A 20,384-nucleotide genomic window follows, 5' to 3' on the forward strand; every position below is an offset into this window, starting at 1 on the left:
AAAGGATGGAAAAGACATTTAGTCTCTTTGTAAACTACTCATTGAATGTTAACTCTAATTTTCGGATAATCTGGAATGATGTTTCAACCTTGGATTCAAGACACAAAAACACAGATAGAGCGATGAACTCATTAAAATACATCATCTTCACTGTTTACATTTAATCAATTCAGATTGAATATAATAACACATAGAAGCATGATACGACCGGGCACGCTTATACAGTCTTAACAGTTCAGGACTACTTGTAGTTGAAGTTGGGGTGAGCTGCTTGGAACCTTCACCTGACCACATGTAATATATTGGGTTAGATTGATAATTCACACAACCCGTTTTATCCATTGCAACATTATAATTGATGATCCCAAAATTATCTGACGATAAAGTATCCAATAGATTGACTCCTGTATTGATATATGGTGCATTTGACAAAGCCAAATGAAACAGAGTTGGAAACACGTCCTTGTGTGAACCCCAGCGACTTGTATCTACCAGACATTGCCGCATATACTTCTTGGGTATATAAAGAATAAATGGAACAGCAAATTTTTGCAGCGTCTGACGATCAGAAAAATTGAAAAGCTGTAAAGTGTTATGATCACCGCTGGCTGCAATTATGGTATTATCACCCCATTCAGAGTTTTTTACCCTATCAATAAATTTTCCCAGACAATCATTTGCATATTGGAAATTAGTAAAATTTTTTATTGCAATATCCTGAGATGTTCTAAGGGAATTTACAATATTCTGTGGTATAGAAACCGGAAAAGGTTTGTAGTGGTCCGGCAGTTCAAATGGAGTGTGATTAGTGGTCGTCATCGCATAAATAAATTTGGCTTTTTCCCCTGGACTCTTCAAGATTTGAAAAGCACGCTCAAATAAATATTCGTCGAACACACCCCACTCGCAACGTGAAGAATGTTCTACAACTTCAAGTAATTTTTCCGCCCCTTCTACGGCATCGAAATGTTGGTACTTGACAAACTTATCCAGATTTCTCCAACCCAACTCAGAACTCGTTATGAAATTGGTAAAATATCCGGCATCCTTAAAAGGCATAGCGACACTGGAATTTAATGGACAATTCATATATGTGGATTGTGAAAGTGGATTCATCGGACAGCCTATCAGAAGGCCCTCCAGTGATCCGATAGTACCTGAAGTACCTGAAAGAAAATTTCTATACATGATACAATCCCCCAGGCTGCTTTCCAAAGATCCAAGTACATTCAAGGTAGCAGTATGCAAATCCAAGTAAAAACTGCCAAAACTTTCCATTTGGATAAAAATTACATTTGGGGGGTGACTTGTCAGAAAACTGTCTTCTTGTGTTTTCGAGATCAAAAGATCTTCTAAGTGATCATTTTCTACGACTGTTTTTCCCAGATAATATCCGATCGGATCTCTAGCATCTTTAAATCCGTTTTTGATCAATCTCTTTTGCACATCGGTGTCTATATTCTGTTTTGCTTTTTCACTCATTGCCGTTTTTAAAGCAAATACTCCATTGAGTGTGAGGGTATTAATCAGACTATTGTCGCAGATGACACTATCTTCTGTTTCCAATGGGAAAGTACCGAGAGATCCCCTTAGACCAATAGCATATAAAACAATTGTTCCAATGATAACAATACCATGTTTCCAATTAAAAATTAAACTGAAATTGTAATTCTTTTGTATCAATTTTTTAAGTATTATCCAGTATATCATCACCACAAATCCAAGGAACAATAATATTTTCACTACCGGATAATCGGTCCATACTGATTTCAGAACTGCTTTTGTATCATCGTACACTATACCAAAAAATAATACATTGATATGAAACTGAAAGAACTTATAAAAATAGAAATCCACAACTGATATAAGGTTAAAAAGGATGAACATGACAATTCCATAGTAGTGGATCCACTTCTTCATCCTATTGCATTGAGACAGGTCTTGAGGCATTACAAAAATACTGATCAGAGCCATGACAAATGGCAATAAAAGTCCATAGAGTGCCACCACTGAATCGAATCTTATTCCTACAAGAAATGCCTTTGCAATTAATAATATATCATCTCTTAGATTTGCAATCCCAATATAAACCAATAAAAAAATCAGTCTATGGATAAAGAATGTCAACAAAACAACTAAAAAAAGCTTTGCCAACAGGATCAGTAAACTATAAAAACAAGTAATATTATATGCCTTTGATTTGGGTAGTTTTTCACTCATAATCAAACGTTAATTTGTATCAAACCGAAGTGTTAAATCTCATGCTAAGGATTGTATGGACTTCTATTGAGCTGGTTCATCTTCAGCAAAAGTCAACAGAAAACCATTATTGTCTTCTATTGAAAATTCTGTTGCACCATAAAAAGTCAGTTCCAGTCCTTTAACAATTTTTACTTTGTCTTTGATTTGGTCAAAATAATTTCGGATATCGGAAATTTGTATATATAAAAGCAATGCACCACCTTTTTGTCTTGAAATCATTTGCAGGTCATTGCCCAAACTTTCAAAAGTTTGAAACATAAAGATTACTGACCCGGATACCATCATAACCCATACACTCTCTCCTTGTTCAGGGACTCTTGCCACAACTTGAAATCCCAAGATTTCGTAAAAATCAATTGTCGAATGGATGTCGTTTACAAAAATATTCGGTGAAATTGAATTCATTATTACTTACAAGTTGAACTGTCAAATAAAATGCTGTTTTCGAACATCAATCTGCCAAATGCACAAATTAACTAATTCTCCCATAGTAACCATTGATGATCGTTCAGAAGAAAAAAATCCATTCAACTTTCCGATCGATCACCAATGGATTGCTTCACAAATTCCTTTATTGCATGGAATGTAAAGCAACTCTGTTTCCTTCGGTATCAATAAAATGAGCCATAAATCCATTCTGCCCTATAGAAGTCTTGGGCATGACGACTTTGCCCCCCGCAGCTTCTACTTTTGATAAAGGCACATTTAAATCTTCGCCCCCATTCAGGTAAACAATGGTACCGGTTTGAGAAGGTACAAATCCTTCGCCCTGGACAAGTCCTCCGCCTACGCCCTGCTGATCATAGGCCAGGATACCATATCTTCCTTCAGGAAATGGCATTTCCCCAATACTCGTATTTAGAATCTCTGAATAAAAAGCCTTCGCTCTTTCAAAATCAGTAACCGGAATTTCAAACCAGTTGATAGAATTGATCATATATTAATTTTTAATTTTAAAGCCAAATATAACAGTTTACTTTATCACCCTCAGCGATTTGTTCTTTATTTCTAATTTCTGCTTTTAGTGGTAAGATATAGGTATTCTTCTTGGTATCAAACCAAATCGCAGTTTTCCAAATTGTATTACCCACCTTCGCGTTTGCTTTCAATCTTCCCCAACCTTCTTCTTCGCATTTGAATTTCTCCCTAATTTCAAGAGCCAATTCAGCAGGCAGTGAAACAAAAAACCAACTCCCTGGTCCTTGGTATGACCAAACGCAGGATTCGAATCCATATTTTACACCTCTGAACTGTTCTTCTGAATTCTGCTTCATAATGGCCTATGCCTCAATTTTTAAGTTACAACCAAAGGTATGTAATACTCCCTAAAAAAGGATCTATTTGATTAAACGGAATTAAATTTACTATAGCCTGATTTTGCTGTTTGATAACATAGCTAGGATCAACCTGGCAAAAAAAAAGAAGGTTGATTCAACCGAATTCAATCACAAATCGCAAATCAAGTAAATGATTATAGTCTGTATTGAGCTTTCCGAGCTAAACTTAGCCCTACATTGCGATTACTCCTCACAGAGAATGCCTGTATTTATACCCAATCGTAGCTATATAGATCTATCGGGAAACCATTGAAACTTAGTAAAAATGCAAATCAGAAAATAGAAAAATATCGGATAAATTAAGGCTTTCCTTATTAAACGACGGCCTTGATCATAAAGAATTGTGATACCTACTCATAATTAGCCATACTAGGGCCCTTTTACGGGAATTGCAAAGAGGAATTGACATTTTAGTTCACTATTTAATAGTAATTCAAAAAAATTGATCTTTTTTGTCTGAAACTACATTCTAAGTATTATGCCTTAATCCAATTAGATTTAAAAAACCAATTTTTCTTACACCTTAGAAAGCAATGTTCAACAAAATACAGATGTCTAAATAGAGCTTTATCTCACGATATATAAGACTACAATTAAACTTTAACATTCTTACATGGAATCTACAATTTAAGCAATAAATAATGTCCATTAATATTATTTTATTGATAGCAATTTTTAATTCACAAACTGCCTTTCCACAACTTGAAATATTATAAACTGTGTCAATATCAGGTGCGTCTGTTAATCCTGGAATCAAATACAAAACTACAATTCTTATATTGGATTGACAATGTCACCAGGTGTAAACGATTCAGTATTAGTAGAAAATAAATATGTTACTAAATCTAAAGGAAAAATAGATCCGAATAATACAAATAGCAGAGCCTCTGCTTTTGCACTAATAGGGCTTGATTCAAATTAAAAATTAACAACTGTTCATCAGATCTATGGGAATGTAAATGTGTTTAGCTCAGATTTATTTCTTGCCAGCGATTCGTGTATATATTTTTCAATTTATACATTAGACACGTTTTATATTAATGAAAAACCCATTTTCAATCCTTATTCTGATGGCTATGCTATTATTTTGAAATATAATCCTTTAAAAGACACAATTATTATTATTAAGGAAATCTTTGTTACTGAAGCATATAGTTATGTTAGTGTGGGGGAGTTTAAAGAATTCGATGGTAGATTGTTTTGCACTTTGGAGTTTCAAGGAACCTATGAATTAAATGGGTAAAAATTTGTTTCAGGACTTGGTCAATCAGATTTGAATTTATTTATTCTACAATTAGATAAAAATACTTTTGAATTCACTAAATGGTATTTTGAAGGAGATGACCAAAAAGTTATAAGAGATTATAGTATTGATCTTATTGGCAATTTACAAGTCATTGGTAAATTCTGGGGATCAATAATAATATCGAAAAAGGACACTATAAGAAATACAAATGGAAGAAGTTATGATGGATTTTATTTCAAAATAGATAGTAATAAAAATGTCTGAGCAAAAAAAGGAATTGGTGGATCCAATGATCAATCCCCTAAACAATTATTTTTAACTAATGAAGGAAATTTAAATATTTTGGTTCTTTTAATGCGGCACACATAGAGGTGTATGGAATTAGAATTCTAAATAATTTTAATTCTTACAATATTTTTATACTTAGTTTGGACGATCAATCGCATATTCTCTCTCTTAACCAATTCAATAAAGAGACTTTTATTTTACCCAATAACTTTTCCCATTATTCCGAAATAAGGAATACCTACTTATCTGCTGGATATTTTTATGGCGATTTGAATATTGGGAATGGGCGAGTATTAAAAAATTCTAATGATATGTTTGATGGATTCATTCTGTTAATGGATGCACAATGTGGACCCATATATGGTTACCAGATTTCAGGAGTGAATGGAGAATCTGTATCTATCACAAAAAATGGCAATGGCGAATATACTTTCTGGGATACTCCGGTAGTGACACAACATATTTTGTAAATTTCGATCAGAAATATAAGACAGGACTTGGTCGATTTATTTTGGATGTGAGAATAAGATCCTCAACTAGTACAAAACAAGTTGAAAACAAATTACTGAACATTGAAATATGCCCAAATCCTTCCCATGATAGAATAACTATTCGGTCAGTGGATTTGAATAAGTTTATTGAAATGGAAATAGTTAGCATTGATGGAAAGATGGCTTACCATGATTTGATAGATTTTTCATCAGGTGAAATGAATTTCCAATGGCCTGTTGAACTAGAATCAGGAATATACTTCTTTAAATTTTCATCCAAGAAAGGCTCCCAAGTCATTAAAGCAATTAAACTATAATTCACAAGATAATTAGTAGGTTCAATTGGTTACTCTAGATCACCTTCACCGGCTAGGTCCGCTACAACCTCCAGCGTATGGGCTTCATATAAAGCGATTCTGTGAGGCAAGGAGCTAAATCAATATCCCTGAATTGCCTTCATCAAATGAAAAAAACTTATAATTTTGAAAATTTAAAAATAATATTGTTTAGAAGTTTGTCCAAGATGGGGAGTACCTCACTGAGTTCAAAATAAAATGTATTTGTGAATCATGAAAATAAATTATTCTATCAAGAAAGGAAAATAAAATTGAATTCAATATTTACGTTCGACCAGCTATATAAGTTACTTCATATAGGGTTTTGTACCTCAATCATTTCAAGAATGATCTTTAGTTCTGCTTTTCGATCAGAATTTAACACTGAAAACCACTGCAAGAAGTCTTTGAGCCAAAACCCTTAAGAAAACATTAAAATTGGCATGATTTTGACAATAAAGCGTTAATAAATTGGTTAAAATCACCATTTGAGTGGAAATATCCGTTTAAGCCTTATTTTTGTCAGCAAAACGTCCAGCATTTATGAATTTTTCACAATGGCTAATTGCAGCCCTTTTCTGTAGTGTCTCCTTACTCAACGCCCAGACCAAAGATCCTGTACTTTTTACAGTCGCAGGCAATGATGTCAAACTGTCTGAATTTGAGTACATCTACAACAAGAACAACGGCAAAGAAGCCGACTATAGTCGAAAATCACTCGATGACTATCTCAAACTTTACACCAAGTTCAAGCTCAAAGTTCAAGCAGCCCGCGATATGAAGCTGGATACCATCCCCAGTTTGATTAAGGAACTTGAGGGTTATAGACAGCAGTTGACAACCAACTATCTCAACGACAAGGAAGTTACAGATCGTTTGGCCCATGAAGTATATGATAGACAGAAGAAGGATCTCTTGTTGAGTCATATTTTATTCAATCTTAGTCCCAATGCAACCGGCGCCGATACATTGCAGAGTTATAATATGGCAATGGATGCCTATAAATCCATCCGTAGTGGTTCATCATTTGCAGAAGTCGCAAGGGCAAAATCCAATGACATCAATTCTGCAAAAAATGGTGGCCGTATAGGATGGTTTACTTCGATGTTGCCGGAAGGATTTTACACCTTAGAGAATATAGCTTACTCTTTGAAACCGGGAGATGTTTCGTTGCCATTCCGCACCAAACTGGGATATCATATTCTAAAAGTTGATGATTCACGCCCAGCTCGTAGAAAAATTGAAGCAGCTCATATTCTTATCAAAAAGCATAAAAAAGGCTTGCCAGATGGCAAGGCAATGCTCAAAGCTGACAGTATTTATACTTTGATTCAAGGCGGCGCCAGCTTTGAAGAATTGGCAAGACAATTGAGTGATGACAAGAATAGTGCCCCTCTGGGAGGCAATATTGGTTTTTTTGGAATTAATCAGTACGAACCCGCCTTTGAAGATGCAGCTTTTTCATTGGCAAAAGACGGTGATGTCAGTCGTCCAATAGAAACAAGCATAGGATATCATATAATCAAGCGTATCAAGAGAGAAGAAGAGTTGCCATTTGAACGGGCAAAGCGAAAAGTCCAGTCGGAAATTCAGAGAGATTCAAGATTTGCAGCAGCTCAAGGTACCCTAATCGAAAAGATTAAAACCGAAGCACCTTATGTAGAAAATAAAGCTGCTCTGGATAGATTCGCCGGTCAGATGGACACTTTATTTTTTAGTTATAAATGGAAAGCCCCTGAGAATCTGGTGAAAGAAGAAATGGCCAAAATTGGTAATATCAGCATCACCAGTGACCAATTTGCGGATTATGTGAGATCCAATACAAGAAACCGCTTGCAAGGAGGTGATAATAAAAATGTGAAAGAAACTGTCCGAAGCATGTTCAATGATTTTGTGGCTCAAAAATGCCTGCAGTTTGAAGAAACCCGTCTGGAAGATAAATATCCGGATTTCAAGTCACTCATGAGGGAATATCGTGAAGGAATTCTTTTGTTTGAAGCGACCAAGCTGAATGTATGGGACAAAGCCTCAGAAGACACTACAGGTCTAAAGTTGTTTTTTGACAAAAACAAAGGAAAATACAAGTGGGAAGAAAGAGCAGTCGTTCAAGCTATCAGCATCGATACCAGTGATCGCAATCTTGCTGAAAAAATTTACAAGTACATCAACAAAAAAGGTATCGATAAAGCTATATCAAAGTATGACAAGAAAAAGTCTTTTATCTCTTATTCGCGTACCATAGCCGAACCTAAAAATCAGGAAGCACTGGCTGGTCTCACTTTTTCTAAGAGTTCTACCACAGCTTTGGTTCAAGACAACCCAAAAAGCTACAGTTTCAGGAGAGTGTCTGAATTGATGGCTCCAGGGCCAAAATCCCTTGACGAAGCCCGTGGATACATCATCGCTGATTATCAAGATTATCTCGAAGGTCTTTGGATAGATGAGTTGAAAATGAAATATCCTGTTCGGATTAACAACGATGTATTCGAGAGTATGGTAAAAAAATGAGGACTTCTTGCGACCTTTGCTCTTCATGCGCTCAGGCCTCTTGATTTTTACAGCAGTCCTTTTGCTCACCTCATGTAAGCAAAATAACAATCCATCCTCCCAAGACAAGGATGATATTGTATTGGCCAGTTACAAGGATCAGAAGCTTTATCAACAAGATGCCTTTGATGCATTAGGGACTGGATTGATAGATGCAGACACAGCTTTGCTTCTGAGTGGTTATACCGATCGCTGGCTCAAGGATAGAATTATTATAAATGCCGCTTCTTCCAAGCTGAACAATCTCCAGGAAATCAATGCGATGGTAGATGACTATAAGGAGTCTCTTTTGCTTTATCATTCAGAATTGGCCCTCCTAAACGAAAAGGTCGACACAGTAATCTCAGAAGAAGAACTCAATAATTACTACCAGAGCAATAAGGCAGAATACAAACTCGAAAGCACCATCATTAAGTGCCTTTTTGTGAAAGCCAACAAACCCCTACAAGATAAAAGGGATTTCGAGTTACTGTGGAAGTCTCCCACAGGTCCACAACTATTGCAACTCCAGAGATTTTGTGAAAACGATGCTTCCAAATGCTTTCTCCAGCAAGACAACTGGGTCAGATGGTCCGATCTCAAACAATTTCTACCTGCAAAATCCGTTTCTGAATCAGCTCTTTCAAAAGGGCTCAATAGAAGCTTTGCGGACTTTAATCACGAATATTACTTGCGCATATTTGACATAGTCAAACCAAATCAGGATCCACCGATGTCATTTATTAAAGATAAAGCAACCAAAGCTATACTTTACCAAAGAAAAAGTAAAAGCATAGAGTCTATCAGAAAATCGCTTTACGACAAAGCACTCAAAGAAAAACAAATAGAAATCTTTAAATAATCAGGAATGAATCTCATCAGAACCTCACTTTTATACCTCTTTGTTACTTTATTCTATTTGTCTGGAAATGCACAGGGACTGATAGCAGACAAAATCATTGCCAAAGTCGGAGGAGAATATATACTGTACTCTGACTGGCAGGAAAGCATCAGTTATCTCAAAGACAAAAAATCCATCCTCAGCGAATCCGACAATTGTGCGGTGTTGGAAAACATGATCGTCCAAAAGTTTTTTGTTCACAAAGCAAAAGTTGATAGTCTGGATGTGAAAGACGAAGATGTGGAGCAACAACTGAATGCTCGTATAGAGCAGATCTTGGGATATATGAACAATGATTTTGAAAAGTTCGAGGAAGTTTATGGGCAGCCGGTGAGTGTGGTAAAAGAGAGATTTCGCGAAGACCTCCGCAACCAAATGCTCACAGAAAAACTTCAAAACACCATATTAGGAGATGTCAATGTCACACCTCAGGAGGTCGAGACTTTTTTTGCAGCCATTCCCAAGGACAGTGTGCCATATTTCAACGCCGAAGTAGAAATCAGCGAAATCGTTTACAAACCCAAAGCCAATCCTGAGCAGATGAAATTGGCTAAAGAAAAACTGGAAAAAATCAGGGAAAGAATCTTAGCCGGAGAAAGCTTTGAAAAACTTGCCCAACAATATTCTGAAGACTATGGATCGGCAAAAAGCGGAGGAAATCTGGGTTGGGTCAAACGAGGAAACTTTGTGCCAGAATTTGAAGCTGTAGCCTATAACCTACAAAAAGACAGCCTCTCCGGCATCGTAGAATCCGAATATGGTCTCCATTTAATCCAGTTGATGGGTCGAAGGGGAAACTCTATCCTTTCACGTCATATACTCGTGAAGCCTCGTATGCTAGATGAGGACTATACTAAAGCAAAAAACTATCTGGATTCAATTAAAAAAGTCATTATCAAAGACACGATGTCTTTTGAGGCAGCTGTTCGCAAATATTCAGACAAAAAATCCGAATCATTTACCAATGGAGGTAGATTACTCAATCCAAAAAGCGGCAATTATTTCTTTGAAACGGGAGACCTGGATCCGGATGTGTATTTTGCCATTGACAATCTCAAAGTAGGAGAAATCTCTGATCCGGTAACTTCTTCTGAATCCGATGGAAAAAAATACTTCAGGCTTTTCAAATTGACTTCTAGAAGTGCACCTCATAAGGCAAACCTGAAGCAAGACTATGCCAAGATTCAAACAGCCGCAAAAGAACTTAAAAAGTCAGAGAAATTCAATTCCTGGTTGATTCAAGAGCTGCCTAAAGTATATACTGACATTGACGAGGATGTACTGACAATTTGCCCAAATCTGGAAAAATACAAGCAGAAAACCACCGGTACTCGTTAATCCTGCTTTTCGAAAGCGTAAGTCAATTTAGTATTGTCTTGTATTCAGCATGACCAAGGTACATGCCTCTAGACAATCGATGCCATGTGCATTTGCTAAGGCCACCAGTTCTGGATTCTCGGTACCAGGATTGAAAATCAAACGCGAAGGCTGTACACTGAGAATATAGGAGTACCAATCTGTTTGATGCTGTGGGTTGATATACAAACTGATTGTATCCGCTCGTACTGAGGGACGGCTTATATCAATAAGGAGTTCTCCGATCACACCTTCTGTTTTTCCCAATGCAATGACTGTATGTCCATGCTCCTGCAGCAACTGCACAGCTTTATAAGCATAACGCTCCGGGTTGGGGCTTGCGCCGATTACAATGGTCTTCTTGTCCATCAAGTTGAAATTTTATAAAAAGTTAGCTAAATGAATATGATCGGTCAAATAATCTTTTTATGATGTAAAATGGAACAATTTTTGTTCCAAATGGATTAAAAAAAATATGTCCACACGTTCAATACCATTAGTAGATCTCGATTTATTTGTAAGAGGCAGTCAGTCAGAGCGAGCAGATTTCGTCAGTCAACTTGGTGCTGCTTTCCATAATATAGGTTTTGTAGGAGTCATCAATCATGGTATTCCTCAGGATCTTGTCACAGAATTTTACAATTTGTCCAAAGATTTCTTCTCTCTGCCCAACGAAATCAAGCTTAAGTATGAAGTTCCGGGATTAGCCGGACAGAGAGGCTACACATCGTTTGGAAAAGAACACGCTAGACAGAGTAAAGTAGGGGATCTCAAAGAGTTTTTTCAGATCGGTCAGTCTGTTGTTGACGGCGATGCAATCCAGGGAGAATATCCGGACAATGTTCAAGTACACGAGCTCCCTTTTTTCAGCCAAACAGGAAATGCACTTTACAAATCTTTTGAAAGATCAGGAAGTCACCTGCTCAGAGCCATCTCTCTTCATCTGGGACTGGAAGAAGACTTTTTTAATAATAAAATCCATAATGGTAACTCAATTTTGAGGGCCATACATTACCCACCGATTATCCATGAACCGGATTCCGCCATTCGTTCTGAACAACATGAAGACATCAACTTGATTACTTTGTTGGTAGGAGCCTCAGCAGGAGGTCTGCAGGTCCTCAACAAACAAAATGAATGGCTTGACGTGGTGCCTCAATCCGGGGAAATTGTAGTCAATGTAGGTGATATGCTTCAAAGATTGACCAATAACTATCTAAAATCTACCACACACAGAGTGGTCAATCCTCCCAGAGCGCAGTGGCATACTTCTAGACTTTCGATTCCTTTTTTCTTACATCCACGCAGTGAGATGGACCTGAGCTGTCTGGCCAGCTGTATTTCAGATGAAAAGCCTTTAGCATACACACCGATCACCGCAGGAGAATATCTGGATGAAAGGCTGAGGGAGATTGGATTAAAAAAATAAAGCGGGATGATTAAACATTTTGCAAAATCTTAAGTCTTTTTTCACAGAAGGGTATTCGTTCCAAGATTACCTTTGACGGTTAAAATTAATCAGATATGAATCTTTTATTTATCGGAAACCTCGGAGGATGGGAAATGGTAGCAGTAGTTTTCGTTATATTGCTACTCTTCGGTGGAAAAAAAATCCCCGAACTCATGCGCGGTCTTGGCGCTGGAATCCGAGAGTTCAACAATGCCAAAAATGCCATCAATAATGAAATTAAAGAGGGTATGAAAGAGGCAGATCGCAAAGCTCTGGAGAGCGAAAAAGAAAAGTAAATTTGAAACTCTTCCAGCAGAATTTGACTCACTTCCCTGTGTTTAGGTTACTACTATGTAAGCTATATCCCAATCACACATTATCAAACAAAGATCTTACTTCATAACATGATGAAATTAAAATTTTATATAACACTGGCATGCCTTAGTCTTGCAATAGCCGGAAATACACAAAAAATAGGCTATCTCAATTCTGTCAAATTCATTGATACTTTGCAGGAAGCAAAACTCCTTGCTGACCAATTGCTCCAATATGAAAAATCTCTCTCTGAGACAGGAGAAAAAATGATTAGCAAGTTTCAGGAAGACTTAAAATTGTACCAGAAAGATCAACAAGCTGGTACATTAACGCCAACAGCCCAAAAACAAAAAGAATCCGATTTGCAGGTGACACAGGAAGCTATCGTCAAATATCAGGAAAGTGCTAAAGAATCTCTGGACAAGCGGCGATTGGAGCTCACTAAGCCTCTGCTAGACAAAATAAGCAAAGCCATCATCGAGATGGGAAAAGAGCAAGGTTATATGTTCATATTCGATAGCTCCGTTGGATTACTATACCAGCCTGAAGGTGAAGATATCAGCGCAAAGCTGATGGAGAAGCTCAACCGCATGTAAGATTTCTGCTGTTATCAGCAGAAATCGCTCCATTTACAGTCGAGTCGGAGAATCAAAAACTCAGCCGATCTAACTCTTCAATTTTCATTTCAAGTTATCATCTGAGAATTATATTTGACATGTCATCGACGATGTCAAGACTTTAAGATCAAGTTCCATGTTGCAAAACTCATAAATGCATATAAAAAAAATCCCCCGGATGGCTGAATCATTCCGGAGGATCATAATCACCTAATAGTGAAAAAACCACCCTATTTTATTCATATTCCGGAAACTAGGCCGGACTATGTTTATCACGCATTTTACAAAAATTGACCGGAGTTTTTCTTTCGATGCCTTTGCAAAAAGAAAAACTCCGGATTTTATTATTTTAATAAACCAAAACTTTCCAAGTAGATTTTAGCCAAAAGCGTGCAGGTAGTGTCACCATAGGACATTTGTTTTTGGGGTATAATTGGAAGGACCTCAGTCAATCACTACCTGCGCTTCAGGACTCTGACTTTTGGGAAATCAGAGCTAAACATTCAATAAATAATATTAAGGTAAAAAACGAACGACTAATGGATTGAGCGAAGCAATATAATTTGCTCTGCTGTGAGTATTTAGTTCAGTAGGACGTCACAATGTTATGGCGATCTGTTACACTTTACAAATTTTATAACGAAAATCTGTAAAAAATGGGTGATTACTCTGAAGTTTTACTACTTATTTATCAGGATTTTCCACTATATATTTTAATCCTGTTACCTTCGTTATTTCGAACAATATGCCTCTTTACTTATCACAAAATTTAGGTGAACAACTGCATCTTGCGGTCTGGGAAATCAACGAATCAGATGAGTTTTTTCAAAATGCTTATTCTGTAAATGCGGATTTATTGAAATGGTTGGACGGTTTACACCCACTCAAACGCAAAGAATATCTCGCATCTAGGTATCTGATACACAACCAGCTCGGTATTCATCCCGAAGAATCCCTTTTCAAAGACCAATATGGAAAAGTACACAGCAAAAAAGAAGATTTATTTATATCCATCAGTCACTCTCATCGTTTTGCGGCTGCAGCATGGGGACAACAAAAAATGGGAGTTGACCTGCAAGTGTTTCAGAATAAAATTTGCAGTATTCTACCCAAATTTCTCAATGATGAAGAATTACAGTGGCTCGAGGAGTTTTCTGATGAAGAAAGCTGCATTAAAAACGCCGTTTTGTTTTGGTCACTCAAGGAAGCGGTATACAAGTGCTATGGCAAAAAAGAGATTTCGTTCAGAAACCAAATTCATCTTCAACTGGATCATAAATCTGATCAAGTCATCTGCCAGGAAGCATATATTGAAATCGATTTTTCACTTCTATCATATCAAACCAAACATGGACTTGAAGCAGAATTTGCTTGGGCTACAGCGACACATCAGTAATCAACTGACACTACTTATAGTAGTGTCACTGTATGCTTTTATTTCTTGTAAACGACCGGCTCAAGCTCCTCCCATTCAATCGGTAATTTCGGAAGAAGTTAACGACCTCATACCAAAGGATTTTTATGATTTTTATGAAAAGTTTCACTCAGACAGCAGTTTCCAGATGAATCATATCAGCTTTCCTCTTGAAGGTATACCGGATCAGGCTGATCCAAAATTTATTGGCGACGAAAAGTTCTACTTTACCAATGACAATTGGACTATTCAAAAAAACATACGCAAGGATGCCGGAGATTTTAATGTAAGCTGGAAAGCGCTCAATCCGATAATAATAGAAGAAACAGCAAAGCACAAGCATAATGATCTGAAGATTATCCGAAGATTTGCAAAAGTTTCAGACAGCTGGAGACTGATCTATTACGCAGGAATGAATATGTACAAAAGTCCTGGTACAGACTCGCTCAATTCAAATTTTTAATTGCCATCAACTTGCTGCTGATGTAAACTTCGTCGTCGATAATTTTGTCTTTGATAGTAGAAAGCAAGGTTTTTGAAGAGTACATTACATTCCATTTTGTCCTGTCTATGACAAAAGGAGAGATTGAGATCATTACAGCTTCGCCACTGATGCTCATTTGAGCAGGAATGTCGACTGGATGAGAAATGCCTTTGATGGTGAGCACACCACTCAATAAAACATTATTGACAGAATCTGCACGCGACTCTGCTGCATTCAGTACATATTTTGCTCTGGAAAAACTGTCTACATTAAAGAAGTCCGGTGATTTCAAATGTTCTTCAAGATCTTCTTTACCGTCACCAGACACCATATCTATATTTTTCAATGCGTGCATGTCTACTTCTATTTCTCCGGAAATTAGCTTTCCTTCATACAATTTGATCCATCCCTGTGCAATACCTAAAGATCCGTTGTGTGAACCTTTTATAGAGCTTCCTTTCCAATACAATAAGGATTTTGAAGTGTCGACAGTATATTTTTGTGCCAGAGAATCTGCAATTTGGCTAGAACTTGCAGCTTCGGATACTGCAGTCGATCCTGAGTTTTTGTCAGATTTGCAAGCGATGAATCCGGAGAGCAGCAAACAAAATAAAAAACAATATCTTTTCATCATTATCAGTTGACCTGTAAAAATAATCACTACTCACCATACATCAAACCTATATCTGATATATCGCATTCATTGGGCACGAAGTCAAACCCAATTTTTACAACTTAAATTGTATTGCGAATCATTGCATCTGCAATCTCAACATCAAAAATTGGGATAAAGGATCTTGGCAAAACGAACTGAAGAGGTTACCTTCACATTATTTCAAAAAAACTCATGTCTATGAAATATCTTTTGACTTTCTTGCTCAATGCAATATCATTGTCGATTTTCTGCCAAAATAGTCCTGCAGGCATTTGGAAAACGGTTGATGACCAAAGTGGTAAAGAAAAATCGTATGTCGAAATCTACATGAAGAACGACAGCTATTTTGCTAAAGTTGTCAAACTCCTCCCAGGTGCCACAACGCAAATTTGCAATGATTGTCCAGGTGATAAAAAAGGAAAGAATCTGGTTGGATTAGATATCATGTGGAACATGAGCAAGTATAAGAACTATTGGTCCAACGGTCAAATCGTGGATCCAAAAAATGGGAAAGTATATTCTTGCAGTATGTGGCTCAAAAGCCCTGAGGAGCTTGAAGTACGAGGTTATTTTGGGATTTCTCTTCTGGGCCGAACTCAAAGTTGGTACAGAGTGAAATAAATCAATCGATCATAACAATAAGACAGAGTCATCAGAAGTTATTGTACTATCATAAATGATCACAATTCAGCCTATGGTAGATACTTTTACATTAAATCAGTTAGTACGTTACACTTACAATGAATGCAGCCCGACAGAATCACAGCTGATCGAGGAATTTGCGGATTCAGATTGCGATATCTCAAATGAAATAAAAGAATTGCGTGAAGCAAGAAAAGGCCTTCCTAAGGTTCTGTTTTATCCTCATCGCGACACTATCCGGTCAATACTGGATTACAGCCTGATATCGGGATAGAGATAAGTCGTTGTTTCACTTTTTGCCTCCCTGCTTCATCATCGGTGGTAATGAAATAGTTATTCTTGCATGACATGAAAGTTTTGCTGGTTCTTTTATTCATACTGATTTGTTTCAGCGCTTTTTTTCTTTATCCTCCTCATCAAAAATCAGAAGTCTGTCCTTTGTTGATTAAAGGGGTGAACTTTGTCGCGCCTCCTGAACCTTTCCAATCAGATCCAATGGTCCCTATCAAACAGCTAGGGATAGACTGGATAGCTTTAATCCCTTATGCTTTTAGTTCTGGAAACCGTCCTGAATTGCATTATGATGTCAATCACTGGCAATGGTGGGGAGAAACCCCTGAAGGTATTCGCGAAAGTATAAGGTTGGCAAGGCAGAATAAGCTCAATGTTATGCTTAAACCTCATGTGTATATTCATAGAAAATGGATAGGTGACCTGGATTTTGATTCAGACAGTGCCTGGAGCTTATGGGAACAAGCTTATGAAAAATACATTCTCGACATCGCAGCTATAGCCAACGAATCTCAGGTGGAAATGATTTGCATTGGAACAGAAATTAAACATTCTGCCGAGAGGCGGCCGCAATTTTGGCGCAAGCTCATTCAAAAACTGCGCAAAATCTATTCCGGCAAATTGTGTTATAGCGCCAATTGGGATCAATATAGCACTGTTCCCTTCTGGAATGAGCTTGACTACATTGGTATAAGCGCTTATTTTCCACTCACAGATGAACGTACACCTTCAAAAGAATTGCTCTTAGAAAAATGGAAACCATGGCAATCAGAATTGGAAATGTTTTCAAAGCAGATGCAAAAACCTATTTTATTTACTGAATATGGTTATCTGAGTGTAGATAGCTGCGCAGGAAAGTCATGGGAACTAGAGCCTAATGTCGATCGTTTACAGGTCAATGAACAAGCCCAGGCCAATGCATTTGATGCTTTGTATTCCGCTTTTTGGTGTAAGCCTTACTTTGCCGGGGGGTTTTTGTGGAAATGGTTCCCTGAAATGAAAGGTCATGAAGGTTATCCGGAAAAAGATTATACACCACAGGGTAAGTTAGCCGAATCCATCATCAAACATTGGAATGAAAATCATAAATAATAAATTCTGGTATGCAGTTCTTGCATTGATCCTCTTTCAAGTCTGTTCACTGAAAGCTCAGGGAGACTGGGAGCTTTTATCAAAGGTCAGCTTTAAAAAGATGATGGACGAAAATATGGGATTTGAAGTCGATTTTCCGCTTTTTAGCAAGGATTTGCAGTCTAGAGAAAACACCCTGGTCGAATTGCGCGGATTTATTATACCCACAGACGGCTACAAGAACCAACAAGAATTCGTTTTTTCACAATTTCCTTATAAAAACTGCTTCTTTTGTGGTGGTGCAGGACCTGAAACTGTAATTGAAGTCCACACTCTAAAGCCAATCCTTTATACTTCTGAAAAAATCACACTGAGGGGGAAGCTCAAGCTCAATCGAAGTGACCTCAATAGACTCATGTTCCAACTTTCAAATGCTGAGAAAATAGACCCGTAGGGGGATGGGTTACATGAGCAGTGTTTCTCAATAGGATAAATTCTTTTATTTTTTATGACAACAGGGATGTGGAATGTCCTTGTTTGGGATAGGAGAACCCAAATTTTGGTGGAAAGCTGAGCCTTTTACAAATACTTTTGTGAAAATAATTGTTGCTTTATTATCCATGTTTCGCCAGAATCTCCAACAAATACAAAAGCAGAAAATGAATCTGTCTCCACAACAGATTCAGCTTTTGCAATTCATCCAATACAACTCTGCTGAATTGGACAAAGAGCTCAGAGATGAAGTTTTGGACAATCCAATGCTGGAAATTCTCCAGGATACCCCTGAAAATCAGGACCCTCAGGAGTATGACAGAACCGATGAAGAAAATAATGATACTCTTACCTCAGAGGAAACAGGGGAGCTTATGGACCGAATTCTGCAGGACGATGAGGAGACAGCTGAGGATTATCAGCTCGCCCAACATCAGGATACGGATTTGTCAGGATTTCCTACGCTTGCTGAATCTGTGGACTTTAGGAAAAACCTACAGCAGCAAATTCATTTACTCGATATAGATACTTCCCAAAAATCTCTTTGTGAATACATTATCAATAGTTTGGATGATGATGGTTACCTGCGCATGTCAAACGATGACTTGCTGGACAATTTGGCTTTTTACCATAACCTTTTTATCGACGAATCAGAGCTACAGGATGCCGTAGAGACAATACAAAGTCTAGACCCTCCGGGCATTGGTGCAAGAAATCTACAGGAGTGTTTACTTCTCCAACTCGAATCCAAACATGCTAAAACAGAATGCATCCAGGCTGCTTTTGAAATAGTAAAATCGCACCTGCAGGACCTCGCCCAAAAGTCCTATGTTAAAATTCAACATCAGCTTCACTTGAGTGAAACAGAACTCAAATGTGCCATACAGCTGATTCAAAAACTGAATCCAAAACCCGTGGGCTTGAATTCGACCGCTCAGACCAAAAGTCAGCAAATCATACCTGAATTTGTCATCGAAAGAATAGACTCCGACAAACTGAATATATCGCTGGCTACTCAACAAGTACAAATCAAGCTGAACAAAGAAAAAGTAGAGGAACTCGACAAGCAAAAAAGTATCAAACGCGCAGGAAAATCCCAAAAAGCAGCACTTCAGTACCTGCAATCCAAATTTGACTCCGCTAAATGGCTGATGGAAATGATCCATCAAAGAGAAAACAATATGTTGGATGTGATGAAATCCATCGTGTTGTTTCAAAAGAAGTTTTTTCTTACCGGAGATCGTAATGATCTCAAACCAATGGTACTAAAAGATATTGCGGATTTGACCGGACTCAATGCATCAACCATCTCGAGAGTGACCAGCAGCAAGTACGCTCTCACAGATTTTGGAGTAATCAGTTTGAAATCCTTGTTTCAACAAGCCATGTCAAAATCTGATGGCAAGCAAGTCACAAATCAGGAAATCATGGCCAGGCTCAAAGAATTAGTAGATGCAGAGAGTAAGTTGGAACCTCTTTCGGATTTGCAAATTGCGGTGGAGCTAGAAAAAAGCGGTTATCCGATAGCGAGACGAACAGTTGCTAAATATCGTGAAATTCTGAAAATAGAAAACGCTAACAATCGCAAACAAAATTTTTAAAAGCGCTTGAAATTAAAATCTGTTTGCTCCCCTCCCACAAGGCAGTGTTATCTCTTTCTGTGTTTATTGTACTCATGTTATTGATCAGTGGAAAATCAAATATCGTTTACGGTGTTGTCTTGTTAGTAAATTTTCTCGCTTATATTCTCCTGATCATACATCCATAGATCTATGGGTTAGGAATTCATGCTCAGATTGTAGTTGGTTTAAAGCGATGTGATAAGCTTTTATGAAAGCTTGGAATTCCGCTTTTTTTATTTTATCTTTACCAAATAATCATTTTATCACAATCAAAATTTTCACAAATGGACTTAAACACATTAGTAGTTGTTTTGATAGTCGGTGCAATAGCCGGGTGGTTGGCAGGTGAGCTCAGAAGAGGCTATGGTTTTGGCTTGTTAGGCAATATCATTGTTGGTATACTGGGCGGTTTCCTAGGAAATTGGCTTTTTGGAGTTCTCGGAATTCATTTAGGAAGCGGTTTGTTAAGTAGTATTATTACTTCCGTTGTTGGTGCGCTTGTATTGCTGTTCCTTATTGGACTTGTGAAGAGGAGTTAATCCTTCAGTTTCGATTTCATCACAAGATTAAAGATTACATTTATATTTAT

Annotated in this window: 21 protein-coding genes; 15 read left to right on the forward strand and 6 right to left on the reverse strand. The window is 37.5% G+C overall.

What is annotated here, in order from left to right; translation table 11 throughout:
• Positions 1 to 147: 147 nt before the first annotated feature.
• The 4 genes from IPI99_03755 to IPI99_03770 all read right to left on the reverse strand — a co-directional run bounded on the left by IPI99_03755 (position 148) and on the right by IPI99_03770 (position 3,536).
• Positions 148 to 2,220: a sulfatase-like hydrolase/transferase gene (locus tag IPI99_03755; protein MBK7339627.1), complete on the reverse strand. Its 2,073-nt coding sequence runs from the start codon at positions 2,218 to 2,220 to the stop codon at positions 148 to 150.
• A gap of 63 nt (positions 2,221 to 2,283) precedes the next feature.
• Entirely contained in the window at positions 2,284 to 2,667 is a 384-nt protein-coding gene (locus IPI99_03760; GenBank protein MBK7339628.1) for a VOC family protein, read from the reverse strand.
• A gap of 166 nt (positions 2,668 to 2,833) precedes the next feature.
• Positions 2,834 to 3,199 (reverse strand): VOC family protein, encoded by a 366-nt coding sequence (locus IPI99_03765; GenBank protein MBK7339629.1) that lies wholly within the window; start codon positions 3,197 to 3,199, stop codon positions 2,834 to 2,836.
• A gap of 16 nt (positions 3,200 to 3,215) precedes the next feature.
• Entirely contained in the window at positions 3,216 to 3,536 is a 321-nt protein-coding gene (locus IPI99_03770; protein ID MBK7339630.1) for a DUF1905 domain-containing protein, read from the reverse strand.
• Between the two features lie 1,943 nt (positions 3,537 to 5,479).
• Here IPI99_03770 and IPI99_03775 point away from each other — a divergent pair.
• The 4 genes from IPI99_03775 to IPI99_03790 all read left to right on the forward strand — a co-directional run bounded on the left by IPI99_03775 (position 5,480) and on the right by IPI99_03790 (position 10,724).
• Positions 5,480 to 5,941 carry a T9SS type A sorting domain-containing protein gene (locus IPI99_03775; protein ID MBK7339631.1) on the forward strand — a complete coding sequence of 154 codons (462 nt, stop codon included), beginning with the start codon at positions 5,480 to 5,482 and terminating at the stop codon, positions 5,939 to 5,941.
• A 561-nt stretch (positions 5,942 to 6,502) separates the two neighbouring features.
• Positions 6,503 to 8,467 carry a peptidylprolyl isomerase gene (locus tag IPI99_03780; protein MBK7339632.1) on the forward strand — a complete coding sequence of 655 codons (1,965 nt, stop codon included), beginning with the start codon at positions 6,503 to 6,505 and terminating at the stop codon, positions 8,465 to 8,467.
• 25 nt (positions 8,468 to 8,492) lie between these two features.
• Positions 8,493 to 9,347: a hypothetical protein gene (locus IPI99_03785; protein MBK7339633.1), complete on the forward strand. Its 855-nt coding sequence runs from the start codon at positions 8,493 to 8,495 to the stop codon at positions 9,345 to 9,347.
• Positions 9,348 to 9,353: 6 nt separating this feature from the next.
• On the forward strand, positions 9,354 to 10,724 hold the full coding sequence (locus IPI99_03790; GenBank protein MBK7339634.1) for a peptidylprolyl isomerase: 1,371 nt from the start codon (positions 9,354 to 9,356) through the stop codon (positions 10,722 to 10,724).
• 27 nt (positions 10,725 to 10,751) lie between these two features.
• Here the strand turns inward: IPI99_03790 and IPI99_03795 are convergent, their stop codons facing one another.
• Positions 10,752 to 11,111: a CoA-binding protein gene (locus IPI99_03795; protein ID MBK7339635.1), complete on the reverse strand. Its 360-nt coding sequence runs from the start codon at positions 11,109 to 11,111 to the stop codon at positions 10,752 to 10,754.
• 106 nt (positions 11,112 to 11,217) lie between these two features.
• Here IPI99_03795 and IPI99_03800 point away from each other — a divergent pair, with 106 nt between their 5' ends.
• The 5 genes from IPI99_03800 to IPI99_03820 all read left to right on the forward strand — a co-directional run bounded on the left by IPI99_03800 (position 11,218) and on the right by IPI99_03820 (position 15,001).
• Positions 11,218 to 12,171 (forward strand): isopenicillin N synthase family oxygenase, encoded by a 954-nt coding sequence (locus IPI99_03800; GenBank protein MBK7339636.1) that lies wholly within the window; start codon positions 11,218 to 11,220, stop codon positions 12,169 to 12,171.
• Between the two features lie 95 nt (positions 12,172 to 12,266).
• A complete protein-coding gene (locus tag IPI99_03805) occupies positions 12,267 to 12,488 on the forward strand; it encodes a twin-arginine translocase TatA/TatE family subunit (protein ID MBK7339637.1) in 222 nt (73 codons plus the stop codon).
• A 108-nt stretch (positions 12,489 to 12,596) separates the two neighbouring features.
• Positions 12,597 to 13,103, forward strand: a complete 507-nt coding sequence (locus IPI99_03810) for an OmpH family outer membrane protein (GenBank protein ID MBK7339638.1) — start codon at positions 12,597 to 12,599, stop codon at positions 13,101 to 13,103.
• Between the two features lie 766 nt (positions 13,104 to 13,869).
• Positions 13,870 to 14,520: a 4'-phosphopantetheinyl transferase superfamily protein gene (locus tag IPI99_03815; protein MBK7339639.1), complete on the forward strand. Its 651-nt coding sequence runs from the start codon at positions 13,870 to 13,872 to the stop codon at positions 14,518 to 14,520.
• Positions 14,474 to 15,001 (forward strand): hypothetical protein, encoded by a 528-nt coding sequence (locus tag IPI99_03820; protein MBK7339640.1) that lies wholly within the window; start codon positions 14,474 to 14,476, stop codon positions 14,999 to 15,001. Before IPI99_03815 ends, IPI99_03820 begins: the two co-directional genes overlap by 47 nt.
• On the opposite strand, the gene IPI99_03825 is transcribed toward IPI99_03820, so the two are convergent.
• Positions 14,985 to 15,656, reverse strand: a complete 672-nt coding sequence (locus IPI99_03825; protein ID MBK7339641.1) for a YceI family protein — start codon at positions 15,654 to 15,656, stop codon at positions 14,985 to 14,987. The genes IPI99_03820 and IPI99_03825 overlap by 17 nt on opposite strands.
• Positions 15,657 to 15,875: 219 nt before the next feature.
• Here IPI99_03825 and IPI99_03830 point away from each other — a divergent pair, with 219 nt between their 5' ends.
• The 6 genes from IPI99_03830 (at position 15,876) to IPI99_03855 (ending at position 20,334) form a co-directional block, all read left to right on the forward strand.
• Positions 15,876 to 16,298 carry a DUF2147 domain-containing protein gene (locus IPI99_03830; protein ID MBK7339642.1) on the forward strand — a complete coding sequence of 141 codons (423 nt, stop codon included), beginning with the start codon at positions 15,876 to 15,878 and terminating at the stop codon, positions 16,296 to 16,298.
• A gap of 55 nt (positions 16,299 to 16,353) precedes the next feature.
• Positions 16,354 to 16,593 (forward strand): hypothetical protein, encoded by a 240-nt coding sequence (locus IPI99_03835; protein MBK7339643.1) that lies wholly within the window; start codon positions 16,354 to 16,356, stop codon positions 16,591 to 16,593.
• Between the two features lie 74 nt (positions 16,594 to 16,667).
• Positions 16,668 to 17,702: a hypothetical protein gene (locus IPI99_03840; protein MBK7339644.1), complete on the forward strand. Its 1,035-nt coding sequence runs from the start codon at positions 16,668 to 16,670 to the stop codon at positions 17,700 to 17,702.
• A complete protein-coding gene (locus tag IPI99_03845; protein ID MBK7339645.1) occupies positions 17,686 to 18,135 on the forward strand; it encodes a hypothetical protein in 450 nt (149 codons plus the stop codon). Before IPI99_03840 ends, IPI99_03845 begins: the two co-directional genes overlap by 17 nt.
• Before the next feature lie 205 nt (positions 18,136 to 18,340).
• Positions 18,341 to 19,774, forward strand: coding sequence for an RNA polymerase factor sigma-54 (rpoN, locus tag IPI99_03850; protein ID MBK7339646.1), 1,434 nt, complete (start codon positions 18,341 to 18,343; stop codon positions 19,772 to 19,774).
• Positions 19,775 to 20,079: 305 nt separating this feature from the next.
• Positions 20,080 to 20,334 (forward strand): GlsB/YeaQ/YmgE family stress response membrane protein, encoded by a 255-nt coding sequence (locus IPI99_03855; GenBank protein MBK7339647.1) that lies wholly within the window; start codon positions 20,080 to 20,082, stop codon positions 20,332 to 20,334.
• The last annotated feature ends 50 nt before the right edge of the window (positions 20,335 to 20,384 follow it).

This window comes from Saprospiraceae bacterium, assembly GCA_016710235.1.
Taxonomy (GTDB): domain Bacteria; phylum Bacteroidota; class Bacteroidia; order Chitinophagales; family Saprospiraceae; genus Vicinibacter.